The sequence below is a fragment of the Amycolatopsis suaedae genome, from assembly GCF_004214935.1.
Classification (GTDB): Bacteria; Actinomycetota; Actinomycetes; order Mycobacteriales; family Pseudonocardiaceae; genus Amycolatopsis; species Amycolatopsis suaedae.
Genome location: NZ_SFCC01000014.1, coordinates 182,252 through 199,654, shown reverse-complemented (window position 1 = coordinate 199,654; position 17,403 = coordinate 182,252). Strand labels below are relative to the sequence as shown.

The window sequence follows — 17,403 nt, the reverse complement described above, 5'->3', positions numbered from 1 at the left end:
TCGAATCGCGAACGAAAGCCGACGGAGGTCAACTGTGGTTTTCCAACCAACCCGTGGTGAGCTGCCCGCCCGCTTCGGCCCCGGCATCCCGAACGTGCCGCCGATCGGGCCGTCCACGCTGGATGCGGACGTCTACCGGGACCCGCAGCGGTACGAGCTGGAGCGTACGAGCGTGCTCAACAACAGTTGGCAAATCATCTGCCGGTCCAGCCAGATCGCGAACCCGGGCGATTTCCATGTGTGGTCAGGCAATGGTGAGAACGTCGTCATCACCAGGCGACCGGACGGTGGCCTGGCCGGTTTCCACAACGTCTGCCAGCACCGAGGCACGCGGATCGTGCCGGAGAGCGGGACCGGCGCGCGCCGGTTCACCTGCCGCTGGCACAACTGGGCGTACGACATCCACGGCCGGGTGACCGGCGTACCCGACCGGCCGGACTTCGACCGCGAGGCCCTCAAAGGGCTCAGTTCCCCCACGATTGATCTCGAAGAGTGGGGTGGCTGGGTGTGGGCGGTACTGGCCGGCCCCGGGGTGGCCGGGCCGCTACTCGACTGGCTCGGCTCGGAGATCGCGGGCGAGCTGTCCGCCTACCGTATGGAGGAGATGCGGCTCGCCGACAAGGTCGAGTGGGAAGTCGATGTCAACTGGAAGGTCTGCGTCGACGCCTTCAGCGAGTACTACCACGCTCAAGCACTGCACAGAATTCCGGCAGCCGACGTCAAGGATGCCCGTCAGTCCACAATGGATGTCTTCGGTCGCAACGGCATGATGGTCGTGCCGCTCCAGGGCGCACTTGACGACCTGCGTAGCACGCTCGACCACAACGCACTGGCGATCTGCAACTACAACCTGTTCCCCACCGCGGTGTTCAACTGCCACCGAGTGCACACCCAGTTGTTCCGCGCGGTCCCGCTCGCCGTCGACAAAACACGGTTCGAGGCTTGGGAACTGCAGTACGACACCGACGACGAGGAGTACAACGACTCCGCCGAGATGCACTGGGAAGTGGTCAAGGCGATCGTTCAGGAGGACGTCGACGAGTGGACGAACGTCGCGGCGGTCGCCGGATCCTCCGCCTACCGGCAGAACATCTTCAACGAACGCGAGTGTCTCATCACGCACTTCCACCGCGTCTGCGACGACATGCTCGCCGGCGGCAACGGACTAGGACTCGAACCGAAGCATGCGCGGGATTCCGCCACCCTGCACTGAGCCTTTCATCCCTGGCTGTTGTGGGTGAGGCCGGCCCGGTACCCGGGTGCGGGTACGTGAGTGGCGTGCTGCGGGCTGGGTGTGCTGGGCCGCGTGTAACGGTCCCTTGGTTCAGTGTTGCGCAAGCATGGGACCGTTGCTGGCCTGGCGGTGGTCTCGTTCGTGGTGACCGTTGATGCTGCCGTGGTGCGGGGCGCCGGTGAGACACACGAGCCTGGATGAACGCCGAGTTTCTGTCGTCTGGCGTGCTGAAGGTGGCCTTCACGAGCTTTGACTGCCTGGCCTGGCGGCCGGATCAGGCCCGGTTGCAGGCCCAGCGACACTGAACGTCCGGACCTGGAACCGTCAGTGCCGTTCCAGCTGCGCGTCCAGCAGCGCGAGCACTTCGTCCGGGCTCGCCGACGCCAGCTGGGCAGCCGGTGTGGCGGCGGGCGTCCACTCACGCACCAGGTCCTTCAGCCGGTCCACCAGTTGCTCGCGTGCCGTGTCGTCCCAGTTGGACATCTCGGTGCGGAGCCGCGTGACGGCGGCGTGCACCGGGTCAGGTTCTTCCGCGACGGCGGCCAGCTCGGTGTGCAGCCGCGCCGCGAGTGCGGCGGGCGTCGGGTAGTCGAAGACCAGCGTCGCGGGCAGCCGCAGACCGGTCGCCGACGCCAGCCGGTTGCGCAGGTCCACGGCGGTGAGCGAGTCGAAGCCCAGCTCACGGAACGGCCGGTCCACGTCGATCGTGGTGCCCTGGTGTCCCAGCACGACGGCCACCCGGGACCGGACCAGCTCCGTCAGCCGGTCGAGCTGGTCCGCCGGCGACAGCCCGGTCAGTTCATGTCGCCAGGACGGCGTTTCCCTGTCGCGTGCGGGGACGAGGGTCCGCAGCACGTGGGGAGCGTGGTCCGTCCCGATCGTGGCCCGCACCGCGGCCAGGTCGACGTGCGCGGCGACCAGGTTCGCCGGACCGGCCGCGCGAGCGGCGTCGAACAGCGTCAGCGCGTCCGGGGCGGGCATCGGTGTCAGTCCGGCCCCCGCAAGCCTGCCGCGGTCGACGTCGCCGAGCGCGGCGGTCATGCCGCTGTCCTGAGCCCACTGCCCCCACGCGATGGACAGTCCCGGTAGGCCGGCGTCGCGCCGTTGCTGGGCGAGTGCGTCCAGAAAGGCATTCGCGGCCGCGTAGTTGCCCTGCCCCGCGGCGCCCAACGTGCCCGCGACCGACGAGAACAGCACGAACTCCGCGAGGCCGTCGGTCAGCTCGTGCAGGTGCCAGGCGGCGTCGACCTTGGCACGCAACACGTCGTCGAGCCGTTCCGGCGTGAGCGCCGTGACCACACCGTCCGCGAGGACACCGGCGGTGTGCATGACCGCCGTCAGCGGGTGTTCGTCCGGGATCGCGTCGAGCACGGCCGCGAGCGCGGCCCGGTCGGACACGTCGCAGCGCGCCACGGTGACGTCCGCGCCGGCGGCGGTGAGCTCGGCGAGGAGTTCGGTGGCCCCGGGGGTGTCCACACCTCTGCGGCCGACGAGGAGCAACCGGTGGACGCCGTGGCTCGCCACCAGGTGCCGGGCCACATGACCGCCGAGTGCGCCGAGGCCACCGGTGATCAGCACCGTGCCGTCTATCGGTGGCACGGACGCCGCCGACGGCCACGGCTCGCGGACGAGCCGCGCGGCGTGGATCGTGCCCTTCCGCAGCACGAGTTGCGGTTCGCCGGTTTCCACCGCGGCGTGCAACCGGTCGTCGGATTCGAGGGTTCCATCCGTGTCCACCAGCACGAACTGGCCGGGGTGTTCGGCCTGCGCGGACCGCACAAGGCCGAACGCGGTCGCCGCGACCGGGTTGGGGGTAGCCCCGTCCACGGCGACCGCGTTCGTGGTCACGACCACCAGCCGCGCGCTGGCCCCGTGCTCAGCGGCGAGCCACTCCTGCAAGAGGGGGAGCAGTTCGCCGAGCAGAGCACGGACGGCGGTCGGACCCGTTCCGGTGTCGTCCGACGTCGACAGTCGGGCGAACACGTGGTCCGCCGGGGGTGCCGCGCCTGCGCCCGTCAGCACCGGCCAGTCAAGCCGGAACAGGCCGGCACGGCGCGCGACGCGGAGTCCCGCCACCGCGACCGGCCGGGTGTCGAGCGATTCGACGGACAGCACCGGCGTACCGCTGGTGTCGGTCGCCCGGATCGCGACGCCGTCACCGTCCCGGGCCAGCCGGACGCGTAGTTCCGTGGCACCCTTCGTGTGAACGGTGACGCCACGCCAGGCGAACGGCAGGCGCATCTCGTCCCGCCCGCCGCCCGCGGCCACCAGCATCGGGTGCAACACGGCGTCGAACAATGCCGGGTGCACGCCGTAGCCGCTGGGCGAGACGGTCTCCGGGAGCGTCACGTTCGCGTAGAGCACGTCGCCGTCCCGCCACACCGCCCGCAACCCGTGAAAGGCGGGCCCGTAGCTGTAGCCCGCGTCCGCCAGGTCGGTGTAGGCGTCGGCGATGTCGACAGGCGTGGCGTCCGGTGGTGGCCAGGGTCCTTCTCGCCAGGTGTCCGCCGGTGCCGCCGTCAGGATGCCTTCCGCGTGGACTGTCCATGGTTCGTCGGTGTTCTCGGGCCGTGAGTGCATGGTCACGGCCCGGCGCCCGGTCTCGTCCGGCGCACCCACGATCACCTGGAGGGCGTGGACGCCGTCGTCCTGGAGCACCAGCGGCGCCCGCAGCGTCAGCTCCTCGACCCCGCCGATGTGTGCGGCGAGCTCCACCCACACCGTGCCGGGCAGGAGGACGGTGTCCGCGATGGCGTGGTCGGCGAGCCATGGGTGGTCGGCGCGGGAGATCCGTCCGGCCAGCACGTGACCGTCGCCGTTGGCCAGGGCCATGGCGACACCGAGCAGTGGGTGTCCGGCCGAGGCCGTCCTGGGGGCGGGCTGGTCGATCCAGAATCTGTTGCGCTGGAAGGGATAGGTCGGCAGCGGTACCCGCCGCGCGCCGGTGCCCGCGAACACCGCAGGCCAGTCGGCGGGAAGGCCCTGGACGTAGGCCTCGGCTAGCGAGGTGAGCGCGCGGGTGAGGGTGCCGTCGCCACGGCGAAGGGTGCCGACCACGGCGGCATCCACCCCGGCCTCGTCGATCAGCCCCTGCAGTCCCATGGACAGCACGGGGTGCGCGCCGCATTCCACGAAGGACCGATAGCCATCAGCCACCAACGACGACACCGCACCCACAAAATCCACCGGCCGCCGCACATTCTCAAACCAATACCGCGCCCCTAGCTCAGCCCCGTCCATCAGCCCACCGGTCACAGTCGAGTAGAACGACACCTCACCAACCGACGGCGACAACCAACCCAACCCCGCCACCAGATCCTCTTCGATCACATCCACCTGCACCGAATGCGAGGCGTACTCGATCGGAATCCGCCGCGCCCGAACACCCTCCACCTCACACCACGCCAGCAACTCCTCCACCGCGCCCACATCACCCGACACCGAGGTCGACACCGGCCCATTCCCCGCCGCAACCCCCAACCGCCCACGCCACCGCTCCAGCACACTCTCCGCATCCGCCGCCGAGCACGCGAGCGACACCATCCCGCCACGTCCAGCCAACGACCCCAACAACCCCGCACGCACCGCCACCAAACGAGCAGCATCCTCCACCGACAACACACCCGCCACACACGCCGCCGCGATCTCCCCCTGCGAATGCCCCACCACAGCAGACGGCACCACACCCCACGACCGCCACAACCCCGCCAACGACACCATCACCGTAAACAAAACCGGCTGAACAACCTCATCACAATCCAAACCCCGCGCACCCGCACGACCCCACAACACATCCCACAACGAAAAACCCACAAACGGCTCAAAAGCCGCCACACACTCAGCGACCTTCGCCGCAAACACCGGCGACGACCCCAACAACGACACCGCCATCCCACACCACTGCTGCCCCTGACCCGGAAACACGAACACCGGTCCGGGACCGTCCGAGGCGGGCACAGTGCCCTCAACGAGGTTCACCGCGGAGGAACTCTCGACCAGGGCCGTGAGCCCGGCGTGCAGCTCGGCCTGGTCCGAGCCCACAACCACCGCACGATGCCGCAGCGCGGCCCGGCCGGTTGCGAGGGACAACCCGACGTCCGCGGCGGACTCGTCGATGGACAACAGCCGGCGGGCCTGCGCGCGCAGTGCGGTCGCGGACTTCGCGGACAGCACCCAGGGCACCGCGGGCAGCGCCGTCCCGGGCGCATCGGGCTCGTCCGGCGTGGGCGCTTCCTCGAGCACCGCGTGCGCATTGGTGCCACTCAGGCTGAACGACGACACACCGGCCCGGCGGGGTGCGTCCGTCGCCGGCCACGGGGTCGTCCCGGTCACCAGCCGGACTTCCCCCGCGGACCAGTCCACGTGCGGCGTCGGCTCGTCGACCCCGATACTCGGCGGCAGCACACCGTGCCGCATCGCGAGCACCATCTTGATCACCCCGGCGATGCCGGCCGCGGCCTGGGTGTGGCCGATGTTCGACTTGACCGACCCGAGGTACAACGGCCGCGCCCGTCGCTGCCCGTAGGTGGCGATCAACGCCTGCGCCTCGATCGGATCGCCCAGCGGCGTCCCGGTTCCGTGTGCCTCCACGGCATCGACCTGGTCCGCGGTCAGTCCGGCCGCGTCGAGTGCCCGTGCGATCACCTGACGTTGCGCGGCACCGTTCGGCGCGAGCAGCCCGTTCGACGTCCCGTCCTGGTTCACCGCGCTGCCCCGGATCACCGCGAGCACGTCGCGCCCGTCCCGCAGGGCGTCCGAAAGCCGTTGCAGTACAAGCATACCCGCGCCGTCGGCGAACGCGGTCCCGTCCGCCGCGGCGGCGAACGGCTTGCACCGGCCGTCCGCCGCGAGGCCGCCCTGCCGGTTGAACTCCACGAGCAGTGTGGGCGTCGACATCACCGCGACCCCGCCGGCCAGCGCCAGCGACACGTCGCCACGACGCAGAGCCTGACACGCGTCGTGCACGGCGACCAGCCCGGAGGAACAGGCCGTGTCGATGGTGACCGCGGGCCCGGTCAGGCCGAGCGTGTAGGCGATCCGGCCGGACGCGATCGCGTTCGTGTTGCCGCTGACCAGGAACCCGCCGAAGTTGTCTGACTGTCCGGCGGCGGTCAGTGGCATCGCGTAGTCGCCGGACATCATCCCGATATAGGTGCCCGTCGCGCTGCCACGCACCGAATCCGGCGCTATCGAGGCATGTTCGAGCGCCTCCCACACGATCTCCAGCAGCAACCGGTGCTGTGGATCCATCGCGACAGCCTCGCGCGGGGAGATCTCGAAGAAGTCGGCGTCGAAGGAGGTGGCGTCGGTGAGGAACCCGCCTTGTCGTGGCAGCGGACGGCCGTTCTCCTGTCCCTCCGCGCCGTCGTCGATCCGCCACCCTCGGTCGGTGGGGAGCCCGGAGATGCCGCTACCGCCCCGGGACACCAGCCGCCACAGGTCATCCGGATTCCGCACGTCGCCCGGAAACCGGCACGACATGCCGACGATGGCGATCGGCTCGTCACCGTCCGCGAGCTGTTCCCGCGCCGCGAGCAGCTCGGCCGTCACCCGCTTGAGATAGCCGCGGAGCCGTTCCTCGGTCTCAGCGCCCACCTGGCATCCCCGTCCTTCACTCACACACGACAGTTCCCCGCCCCGCGAATCGTCGGTGTTCTGCCCCGGCCCCGTCCATGTGGAAACGGCGGCGAAACCCGGTCCACCTTCACCTCTGCCGCCGGTTCCACATGGACGCCCACCGGACCGCGGGCAGATCATCGGGTGCGCGTAAGCAGAGAGTGAACGAAACTCGACGGAGGTCGACAGTGGTTTTCCAGCCAACCGTGGTGATCTGCCCGCCCGCTTCGGGCCTGGCATACCGAGCGTGCCGCCGATCGGCCCATCCACACTGGACGCGGACGTCTACCGGGACCCGCAGCGGTATGAGCTGGAACGTATCCGCGTGCTCAACCGCAGCTGGCAGATCATCTGCCGGTCGAGCCAGATCGCGAACCCCGGCGACTTCCACGCGTGGTCGGGCAACGGCGAGAACATCGTCATAACAAGGCGCCAGGACGGCGGCCTGGCCGGTTTCCACAATGTCTGCCAGCACCGGGGCGCCCGGATCGTGCCCGAGAGCGGCACCGGCGCCAGGCGTTTCACTTGCCGCTGGCACAACTGGGCCTATGACATCGAGGGCCGGGTCACCGGAGTCCCGGACCGTCCGGACTTCGACCGCGAGACCCTCAACGGCCTGCGCTCGCCCGCGGTGGAACTGGACGAGTGGGGTGGCTGAGCCGCCCAGCGCCTGGCTCGGCCAAAGCACCGCTCAGGCACGATCACCACAGAGTGAGAACCACCTCTCGCAGTATGAGTTACGGGCTCCGGAACGCGAGTTACGCGCTCCGGCCACCAGACTTTGCCGGGCCCTGACGTATCACGTGGTGAAGGTGGCCTTCACGAGTCAGGCGGTTCCGGCGAGCTGGCGGGTGATGATCTCCACCACCGCGCGCCGGTTCGCCGTGTCATCGAGGTAGAAATGCCCACCGGGGAACATGTGCAGCCGGAACGTCGCCGTGGTGTGCGTCTCCCACGCCCGAACCTCGTCCTGGTCGGCCTTGTCGTCGTCCTCACCGAGCAGTCCGACGACCGGGCAGGTGAGCGGCGGACCCGGCTCATGCCGGTACGTCTCCACCGCGGTGTAGTCCCCGCGCAGAGCGGGAAGGATCATCCGTACCACGTCGGGATCGTCGAGCAACCGGTTGTCGGTACCGCTCAACGCCTTCAGCTCCGCGACGACCCCCGCGTCGTCGCGCTGGTGCACGACCTCCCCGGCACGACTGCGTGACGGCGCCCGCCGGCCGGACACGAACAGCGCCACCGGGGCCGTGCCACGCCTGGCCGCCATTCTCGTCGCGACCTCGAACGCCACCATCGCCCCCATGCTGTGCCCGAAGAACGCGACCGGCTCGTCCAGGATCGGCTCCAGCGCGGTGTACGCGCCCTCTGCCAGGTCGGGGATCGTCGTCAGCATCGGGTGGTGCAACCGGTCCTGCCGCCCGGGGTACTGCAACGACAGCACCCGCAGCTCCGACCGCAGCAGGTCCGACAGCGGCGTGAAGTAGCTCGCGGAGCCGCCCGCGTGCGGGAAGCACACCAGATTCCCCCGCGCACCGGAATCCTGGTGGAACTGCCGGACCCAGATCTCGTCCAGCGTGGACGTCGTCATGACGGAATTCCTCTCGTCGAGATCAACATCCGCGTCTGCGCCAGTGGGCTGTCGACGAACGCGGCAAGGCCTTCCAGCAGGCGGTCGACGTCGTCGTCGTTGGTGTAAGGGGCTAGCCCGATCCGCAGGCCACCGCGGCGGTCCAGCCCCAGCCGGGCCGCGGCGTCGACGGCGTAGAAGCACCCAGCCTCCGTGTCGACGTCGCGGACTGACAGGAACCTGGCCGCGTCAAGGGGGTCGCGCCCGTCGATCGTCAGCAGCAATGTCGGCGTCCGGTCCGCCGCTCTCGACCACACGGTCACCCCGGGCAGCCCGGCGAGCCCCTCCTCTATCCGCCTCCGCAGCGCGTCCTCGTGTGCCGCGACGGCGCCCATCGCGGACACCAGCCGTTGCCTGCGGGTGCCGCCCTGGCCCAGCGAGGCGAGGAAGTCGACCGTGGCGCGAACTCCGGCCAGCGCCTCATACGGCAGGATGCCCAACTCGAAGCGTTCCGGTACCACATTCGTCGCCGCGACCAGCTTGTCGGGCCCCAGATAGTGCAGCAGCCCCGGCCGCGCGGCCAGCACCCCGAGATGCGGCCCGAGGAACTTGTACGCCGAACACGCCACGAAGTCCGCGCCCAACCGGTCGAAGTCGACGCTCGCGTGCGCGCTGTAGTGGGCGGCGTCCACATAGCACAGCGCACCCGCCTCGTGCGCGAGCTTGCTGATCTCCGGCACCGGCGGCCGGGTGCCGATCAGGTTGGACGCCGCCGTCACCGCGACGACCCTGGTACGGTCCGATAGTACGGCGCGGATGTGGTCCACGGTCAGTTCACCGGTTGCCGGGTCGAAGTCGGCCCACCGGACGACCGCGCCCGCGCGCTCCGCGGCCAGCACCCACGGCCTGATGTTGGACTCGTGGTCGAGGCGGGTCACCACCACCTCGTCGCCGGGCATCCATGTCTTGGCGAGTGTTCGGGAGAACTCGTACGCGAGATGTGTCGCGTTGCGCCCGAACACCACGCCGGCCGGATATGCGCCAAGGAAGTCGGCGAGCGCCTGCCTCGCCTGTACGACGATCTCCTCAGCGTTGCGCCCACCCGCGGTGTTCTCGCCCCGGTTGGCGGTCGGGTTCGCGAGAGCTTCGGCGATCGCATCGATGACTGGCCGGGGCACCTGCGGCCCGCCCGGCGCGTCGAAATGGGCGTTTCCCGCTGCGAGTGCAGGGAACTGCGCCCGCAGGGTCTCGACGTCGTAGGTCACGTGCACTCCAGGGGTCGATCGGATCCGCACATGGTGGAAGGATCACGGCTCCTTCGCCGCCGCACCAGGCGGAAACGATGGTGGAATCCCGGTCGGATCGCCGTCCACCAGGCGGTCGAGCACGGTGACGATGGCCCCCGCACCGTCCTCACCGGCGATACGTTCGCTCAGCGCGGCGGCGGTGTCCCGATAGGACCGGTAGGACACCGCGGCCGTGATCGCGTCCGCCAGCCGTGTCGTGGAGAGTTTCCGGTAGGGCACCGGTGCGGGTCCCGCGCCGAGGCCCGCGATCCTGGCCGCCCAGAACGGCTGGGCGCCCAGGATCGGGACACCGACGCTGGGCACCCCGGCACGCAGGCCGGCGGCGGCGGTGCCCGCGCCCATGTGGTGCACCACCGCGGCCATCCGGGGGAACAGCCAGTCGTGTGGCGTCAACGTCTCCCGGATGGTGAACGTGTGTGCCGACCGGCCCGCGAGCCGCGCCCACCCGGCCTGGATCACGCCACGTACCCCCGCACGCGACAGCGCCTCCTCGACGATCCCGACGACGCGCCGGGACTCCGTGTCCGACATGGCCCGGCTGCCGAACCCGACGAACACCGGGGGCTCGCCCGCGTCCAGGAAGTCCGCGAGGTCGGCGGGTGGTGTCCACCCCGGGGACGTGATGGACGGCCACAGGTAGCCGGTGACGTCCAGCGCGGACGGCCAGTCCGACGGCCGGGGCAGCACGCTCGGGCTGTAGGCGTGGAGGATCGGCCAGTCGGCCATCCGCGCCGCGAGCGCGCGTCCGGACTGTGCCGGCAGTCCGAGCCTGCGGCGTAGCACCCGCACCGGGCCGCGCATCAGCCGTCCCCCCAGCGCGAGCACCAGCCTGCCCGTGAGCCGGTTACCCACGGCGCCGAGCGAACGCCCGGTACCGAGGTAGGACGGCGGGTGCGCCGCTGTCGGATGCATGGGCTCGAAGAACACACCTGCGCTGGGGATGCCGAGGCGGTCCGCGGCATGCACCCCGCAGATCGCGGACTGGCACAGGAGGATCAGATCGTCCGACGGCTCGGCGACGGCATAGATGTGCTCCCCCAGCGCGACGGTGCCCGAGGTGATCCTGCGCATGGCTCCCGCGGAGTTCGGCGCCTGGGTCCACTCCCCCTCGGCCGCCGGATCACCGGGAATCACCCGAACCTCCGCACCGGTCCGCCGGACGACGGCCGCGAACCGTTCGTACGTGGCGACAGCGACGGCGTGTCCGGCTTCCCGCAGCCGGGTGGCCAGGCCGGTGTAGGGGACGAGGTCGCCCATCGACCCCACGGCGACGATCAACACGTTCACAGCGGCAGGTCCTGGTGCGTGGCCGTCAGCTTCTCCAGCGCGGGCACGACGCCGGCGGGGTCCGGTTCGTTCGTCATCTCGGCGCGGAGCCGGTCCGCGCCATCGGCGAACCGCTCGTCGTCGAGCAGCCGGCGTAGTCCGTCCCGCAACGCGTCCGGGGTCAGTTCGTCCCGTGGTGTCACGATTCCGGCGCCGAGCTCCGCCGTGCGGCGAGCACGGTAGAAGTTGTCCCAGGTGGACGGCGAGATCAACTGTGGCACCCCGCAGGCGACGGCCGTGGACCAGGTGCCCGCTCCGCCGTGGTTGGCGATGGCGGAACAGGTTGGCAGCAGTGCCTGCAGTGGCACGAAGTCCACCGCGCGGACATTCGGCGGCAACGGCTCCGCCTGGGCCCGCTGCTCGGCGTTCAGGGTGGCGATCACCTCGACGTCCAGGTCACCGAGCGCGTCGAAGAGCCCGGCGAGCGAGCCGACGAGGTAGTCCGCGCCGTCCCTGGCGGTGAGCCCGACGGTCACGCACACCCGCGGGCGTCCGGGCGGCTCACGTAGCCAGCCGGGCACGACCGCGGCACCGTTGTAGGGGACGTACCGCATCGGCACCGTGTGCTCGCCGAGTGGCAGGCGGATACTCGCGGGCATCTGGTCGATCGTCCACTGCCCACGCACGGAGGTCTCATCGAACACCAGGCCGTACCGGTCGAGCACGGGTGACAGCCAGGCCGCCATCGGGTCCTCAGCCTCGGGGCGGTCGGCCAGGTGCGACAGGAACGCCGTTCGCTGGTCCCCGAACAGATCCGCCCCCCACAGCAGGCGTGCGTGGGCGGCGCCCGCCGCCTTGGCCGCGATACCGCCCGCGAACGTGAACGGTTCCCAGATCACCAGATCCGGCCGCCAGTACCGGGCGAACCGCACCAGGTCGTCGATCATCGTGTCGTCGTTGAGCCCGGCGAACAGCTCGGCGGGCAACACCGCGTGCAATGCGGAGGCGAACTCCCACGTGTGCACCTCGGGGCGTCCGGGGTCGAAGTCGACGGAGTGCCAGGACGCGCCGGACGCGCCGGTCTTCGCGGTCAGCGCGCCGCCGAGTGAGGTGTTGTCGCCGACCGGCACGGCGCTCAGCCCGGCCTGGGTGATGGTCACGGTGAGCGCGGGCTGGCTCGCCACCCGCACGTCGTGGCCCGCGGCCCGTAGCGCCCACGCCAGCGGCACGGAGCCGAGGAAGTGCGCGTCGAGCGCGAACGAGGTGAACAGGACTCGCACCGAGATCTCCTATCCGGTCAGCCGAGTGCGCCGTCGATGAGGGCGAACATCTCGTCGTCCGTTGTGGTCGCGAGCTTGTCCGCACCCGCCGTCCCGGCGGTGTGTCTGGTGACGAGTGCCCGCAACCGGGCAACGAGGGCCGCCCGGGTGCCGTCGTCCCCTTCGAGCAGGCCGAGTGCCTCGTCGAGCCGGTCGACGTGGGCGTGGAGCGCGTCGCCTGCGGGTTCGTCACCGGTGAGTTCCGCCCGCAGGTACTCGACGAGGTCGGCCGTGGTGGGGTGGTCGAACACCAGCGTCGCGGGCAGCCGCAGGCCGGTCGCCGCGCTCAGCCGGTTGCGTAGTTCCACCGCCAGGAGCGAGTCGAACCCGAGGTCCTTGAACGGACGCGCCGGATCGACGACGGCCCCTGGGGCGTAGCCGAGCACCACGGCCACCTCGGCACGGACCAGTTCGCCGACCGCCGCGTCCCGCCGTGCGGCGGGGAGTTGCGCCAGCGCAGGAGTCCCGTCGCCACGGGACGCGGTACGCCGCCGTCGCGGCGGTCCGGCGGGACCGAAGCGGGCGGCCAGCACGACCGCGTCGTCGCCGCCGATGGCCAGGTCGAACAGGGCGAGCCCCTGGTCGACGGACAGCGGAAGCATTCCGCTCCTGGCCATCCGGCGTTCCCAGCCGTCCGCCAGCTGGTCGGTCATGCCACCGGTGGCCCAGGGACCCCAGCCGATGGAGGTCACGGGCAGGCCGGTCCTTCGCCAGTGCGCGGCGAGCGCGTCCAGTGCGGCGTTGGCCGCGGCGTAGTTGGCCTGGCCCGGCGAGCCGAGGGTGCCCGCGGCGGAGGAGAACAACACGAACGCGTCGAGGTCGTGACCGGCGGTCGCTTCCCGTAACGCGACCGCGACATCCACCTTGGACCTCAGCACGGTCTCGACGCGCTCGGGTGTCATGGTTTCGACGAGCCCGTCGTCGAGGACGCCCGCGGCGTGCACGACGGCGGTGAGGCGCTCCACCCCGCCTAGGACTCCGCGCAGGGCAACGGGATCGGCCGCGTCACAGGCCGCGACGGTCACCTCGGCGCCCGCTTCGGTGAGTTCCGCGGTCAGGCCGGGGGCGGCCGCGCCTCCCCTGGACACCAGCAGCAGACGCCGCACGCCGTGTGCGGCGACGAGGTGCCGGGCCACGTGGCTGCCGAGCCCGCCGGTGCCGCCGACGACCAGGACGGTGCCGTCGGGGTCGATGGTTCGTGGCTGCCCGGTGGTCTTCGTCAGTCTCGGCATGTGCGGCACACCGCCTCGCATCGAGACGTGGGGTTCCCCGGTGGCCACCGCCGCCGCGACGTCCGGCGCACCGGTGTCGGCGTCGACGAGCACGAAACGGCCGGGGTGTTCCGCCTGTGCGGCCCGGACGAGGCCGTGCACCGCGGCGGCGGCGGGTTCCGACGCGGGGCGGGTGATGACGGCCAGCGTCCCGTCGCGCTCCTCGGCCAGCCAGTCACGCAGCCGGGTGAGCACGTCGTGGGTGGCCGTCCGGATGTCAGATGTGGACACCTCGACCGCGGTGACGGCCGCGGTGGTGTCCGGCGCCGGCAACGGCGTCCAGTCCGTCCGGTACAGCGCGCCGTCGCCGGCGAGTTGGTCCGGGGCGAACGGCCTGCAGACGAGCCGTCCGACGGAGGCGACCGGCGCGCCGTGCTCGTCCCAGAAGTCCAGCGCGCAGGAGTCGTCGCCGGTGCGGGTGATCCGGACCCGCAGAACGGTCGCGTGTGGGGCGTGGATGGCAACCTCGCCCCAGGAGAACGGCAGCACCGACCGTTGGTCCGCGCCGAGCAGTGCGGCGTGGAGCGCGGCGTCGAACAGCGCGGGGTGGAGACCGTAACCGTCGGTGGCGATGTCCGGCGGCAGTCCCACCTCGGCGAAGACCTGTTCGCCTGACCGCCACGCCCGCCGCAGACCGCGGAACGCGGGCCCGTAGTGGAACCCCGAGTCGGCGAGCCGGTCGTACAGATCCGAGACGTCCACTTCGGCCGACGTCGGTGGCCACTCGCTCAGCACGGCCGGGTCCGGTGTGCCGTCCGTGAGCAGACCCGACGCATGGCACGTCCACTCCTCGGCCGACTGGGAGTACACCTGCACGGGACGGCGCCCGGTCTCGTCCGGCGCGCCGACCGCGACCTGGGTCCGTAGCGTGTCCGGAGACACGGCCAGGGGCGTGTTGATCGTCAGTTCGTCGAGCACGCCGTAGCCGACCCGCGAACCCGCGTGCAACGCCATCTCGACGAACGCCGTTCCCGGCAGCAGGCACGTCTCCCCCAACTCGTGGTCAGCGAGCCATGAGGTGGCCGTGGACAGGACTCCGGTGCACACGAACCCATCCGTCGCGGGCAACGGCACCCCCGCACCCGCGAGCGGATGTTCCGGGCCGTGGTCGACCCGCGTGGGCACGTCAAGCCAGAAGGCACGGCGCTGGAACGCGTATGTGGGCAGGTCGACCCGGTTGCCCTCGGGGACCCAGCACGTGGCGTCCACGGGCAGGCCTTGCACGTACGCTTCCGCCGCCGCGATCGGGAAGCGGTCCCCGGCGTCGCGGCGAAGGGTGCCGACCACGGCGGCATCCACCCCGGCCTCGTCGATCAGCCCCTGCAGTCCCATGGACAGCACGGGGTGCGCGCCGCATTCCACGAAGGACCGATAGCCATCAGCCACCAACGACGACACCGCACCCACAAAATCCACCGGCCGCCGCACATTCTCAAACCAATACCGCGCCCCTAGCTCAGCCCCGTCCATCAGCCCACCGGTCACAGTCGAGTAGAACGACACCTCACCAACCGACGGCGACAACCAACCCAACCCCGCCACCAGATCCTCTTCGATCACATCCACCTGCACCGAATGCGAGGCGTACTCGATCGGAATCCGCCGCGCCCGAACACCCTCCACCTCACACCACGCCAGCAACTCCTCCACCGCGCCCACATCACCCGACACCGAGGTCGACACCGGCCCATTCACCGCCGCAACCCCCAACCGCCCACGCCACCGCTCCAGCACACTCTCCGCATCCGCCGCCGAGCACGCGAGCGACACCATCCCGCCACGTCCAGCCAACGACCCCAACAACCCCGCACGCACCGCCACCAAACGAGCAGCATCCTCCACCGACAACACACCCGCCACACACGCCGCCGCGATCTCCCCCTGCGAATGCCCCACCACAGCAGACGGCACCACACCCCACGACCGCCACAACCCCGCCAACGACACCATCACCGTAAACAAAACCGGCTGAACAACCTCATCACAATCCAAACCCCGCGCACCCGCACGACCCCACAACACATCCCACAACGAAAAACCCACAAACGGCTCAAAAGCCGCCACACACTCAGCGACCTTCGCCGCAAACACCGGCGACGACCCCAACAACGACACCGCCATCCCACACCACTGCTGCCCCTGACCCGGAAACACGAAAACGACACCGCCCTCGCGTGTCCGGCCCCGCACCACGTCACGCGATGGCCGGTCCTCTGCGAGCGCCGTGAGCCCGGCCAGCAACTGGTCCCGAGACTCGCCCAGCACTACGGCCCGGTGCTCCAACGCGGAACGCGTGGTGGCGAGCGACCACCCGACGTCGACGGCCGCGACATCCGATCCCGACAAGAAGCGCGTGAGTCGAGCGGCCTGCGCCCGCAACGCGGTCCCGTCCTGCGCCGAGATCGGCCAGGCCACCAGCGTCCCCGGCTCGTCGGGACTCCCGGCCACAGGTTCGTCCTCGGTGGCCTGCTCGATGATCACGTGCGCATTGGTGCCACTGATGCCGAACGACGACACCCCCGCGCGCCTCGGCCTGTTCACCTCCGGCCACGGCTTCTCCGACGTGAGCAACGCGATGCCGCCGGACGACCAGTCCACTCGGGACGTTGACGGCTCGGCGTGCAGTGTCCTCGGCAGCACCCCGCGCCGGATGGCCTCGACCGTCTTCACCACGCCCGCGACTCCCGCCGCGGCCTGGGCGTGCCCGATGTTCGACTTGACCGAACCGAGATACAACGGCTGCGAACGCCCCTGACCGTACGTGGCGAGCAGCGCTTGGGCCTCGATCGGGTCACCCAGCGGCGTCCCGGTTCCGTGTGCCTCCACGAGGTCCACATCGGATGGTCCGAGTCCCGCATCAGCGAGTGCTGCCCGGATCAGCCGCTGCTGTGCGGGTCCGTTGGGTGCGGTCAGCCCGTTCGACGCGCCGTCGGAGTTGACCGCGGTCCCTCTGATCACAGCGAGCACCCGGTGCCCGGCCCGCACCGCGTCGGACAACCGGGCGAGCAGGACGAGCCCGATGCCCTCACCACCGGTGGTGCCGTCGGCGCCCTCACCGAACGACCGGCACCGCGCACCCGGCGACAGGGCCCGCTGCCTGCTGTACTCGACGAAGAACCCGGGTGTCGACATGACCGTGACCCCGCCGGCGAGCGCGAGGGTGCACTCGCCACGGCGCAGTGCCTGCACCGCGAGGTGAATCGCCACCAGCGACGACGAGCAGGCGGTGTCGAGGCTGACCGCAGGCCCTTCGAAACCGAAGGTGTAGGCCACCCGGCCGGACGCGAGGCTGGCAGCACTCCCGTTGCCGATGTGCCCCTCGACCTCTCTAGGCACCGGCAGCGCCCGCATGGCGTAGTCGTTGTACATGATCCCGGTGAACACGCCGGTCCGGCTGCCCCGCAACGAGACCGGGTCGATGCCCGCCCGTTCTAAGGTCTCCCACGAGGTCTCCAGCAGCAGCCGTTGCTGGGGGTCGAGCGTGACGGCCTCCCTCGGCGAGATGCCGAAGAACTCCGGGTCGAACAGCGTGGCGTCGCGGAGGAACCCGCCTTCGCGGGCATAGCTGTGCCCGTGGCTGTCCGGGTCGTCGTCGAACAGGTTCGCGAGGTCCCAGCCCCGGTCGTCCGGGAACGGACCGATGGCGTCGGTACCGTCGACGACGAGGCGCCACAGCTCCTCTGAGCTGGTGACGCCACCCGGGTACCGGCAGTTCATGCCGATGATCGCGATGGGTTCCCGGCCGGCGGCGACCTGCTGCCGCAGCCGTTCGGTCTCCTTCAGCGACGTTCGCAGCGCCTCCAGAAGCCTGGTGTCCTGC

Annotated in this window: 6 protein-coding genes and 2 pseudogenes; 2 read left to right on the top strand and 6 right to left on the bottom strand. The window is 70.5% G+C overall.

Annotated elements, in window-relative coordinates; all coding sequences use genetic code 11:
* Window positions 1–94: 94 nt before the first annotated feature.
* Window positions 95–1,213, top strand: a complete 1,119-nt coding sequence (locus EWH70_RS26510; RefSeq protein WP_130478231.1) for an aromatic ring-hydroxylating oxygenase subunit alpha — start codon at window positions 95–97, stop codon at window positions 1,211–1,213.
* Window positions 1,214–1,558: 345 nt separating this feature from the next.
* On the opposite strand, the pseudogene EWH70_RS26505 reads toward EWH70_RS26510, so the two are convergent.
* Window positions 1,559–6,739: pseudogene (locus tag EWH70_RS26505) on the bottom strand (type I polyketide synthase); the annotation flags it as partial.
* 358 nt (window positions 6,740–7,097) lie between these two features.
* On the opposite strand from EWH70_RS26505, the gene EWH70_RS26500 reads away from it, so the two are divergent.
* The gene (locus EWH70_RS26500; RefSeq protein WP_165436423.1) at window positions 7,098–7,508 is read left to right on the top strand and encodes an aromatic ring-hydroxylating oxygenase subunit alpha; all 411 of its coding nucleotides are present in this window, start codon (window positions 7,098–7,100) and stop codon (window positions 7,506–7,508) included.
* Window positions 7,509–7,676: 168 nt separating this feature from the next.
* On the opposite strand, the gene EWH70_RS26495 is transcribed toward EWH70_RS26500, so the two are convergent.
* From EWH70_RS26495 to EWH70_RS26475, 5 genes and pseudogenes are all read right to left on the bottom strand, one after another.
* A complete protein-coding gene (locus EWH70_RS26495; protein WP_130478228.1) occupies window positions 7,677–8,441 on the bottom strand; it encodes a thioesterase II family protein in 765 nt (254 codons plus the stop codon).
* Entirely contained in the window at window positions 8,438–9,685 is a 1,248-nt protein-coding gene (locus tag EWH70_RS26490; protein WP_130478227.1) for a cysteine desulfurase-like protein, read from the bottom strand. Before EWH70_RS26490 ends, EWH70_RS26495 begins: the two co-directional genes overlap by 4 nt.
* A gap of 42 nt (window positions 9,686–9,727) precedes the next feature.
* Entirely contained in the window at window positions 9,728–11,014 is a 1,287-nt protein-coding gene (locus EWH70_RS26485; RefSeq protein ID WP_130478226.1) for a glycosyltransferase, read from the bottom strand.
* On the bottom strand, window positions 11,011–12,273 hold the full coding sequence (locus tag EWH70_RS26480) for an activator-dependent family glycosyltransferase (protein ID WP_130478225.1): 1,263 nt from the start codon (window positions 12,271–12,273) through the stop codon (window positions 11,011–11,013). The genes EWH70_RS26485 and EWH70_RS26480 overlap by 4 nt, the downstream gene beginning before the upstream one ends.
* Before the next feature lie 17 nt (window positions 12,274–12,290).
* Window positions 12,291–17,390, bottom strand: a pseudogene (locus EWH70_RS26475) (type I polyketide synthase); the annotation flags it as partial.
* Between the last annotated feature and the right edge of the window lie 13 nt (window positions 17,391–17,403).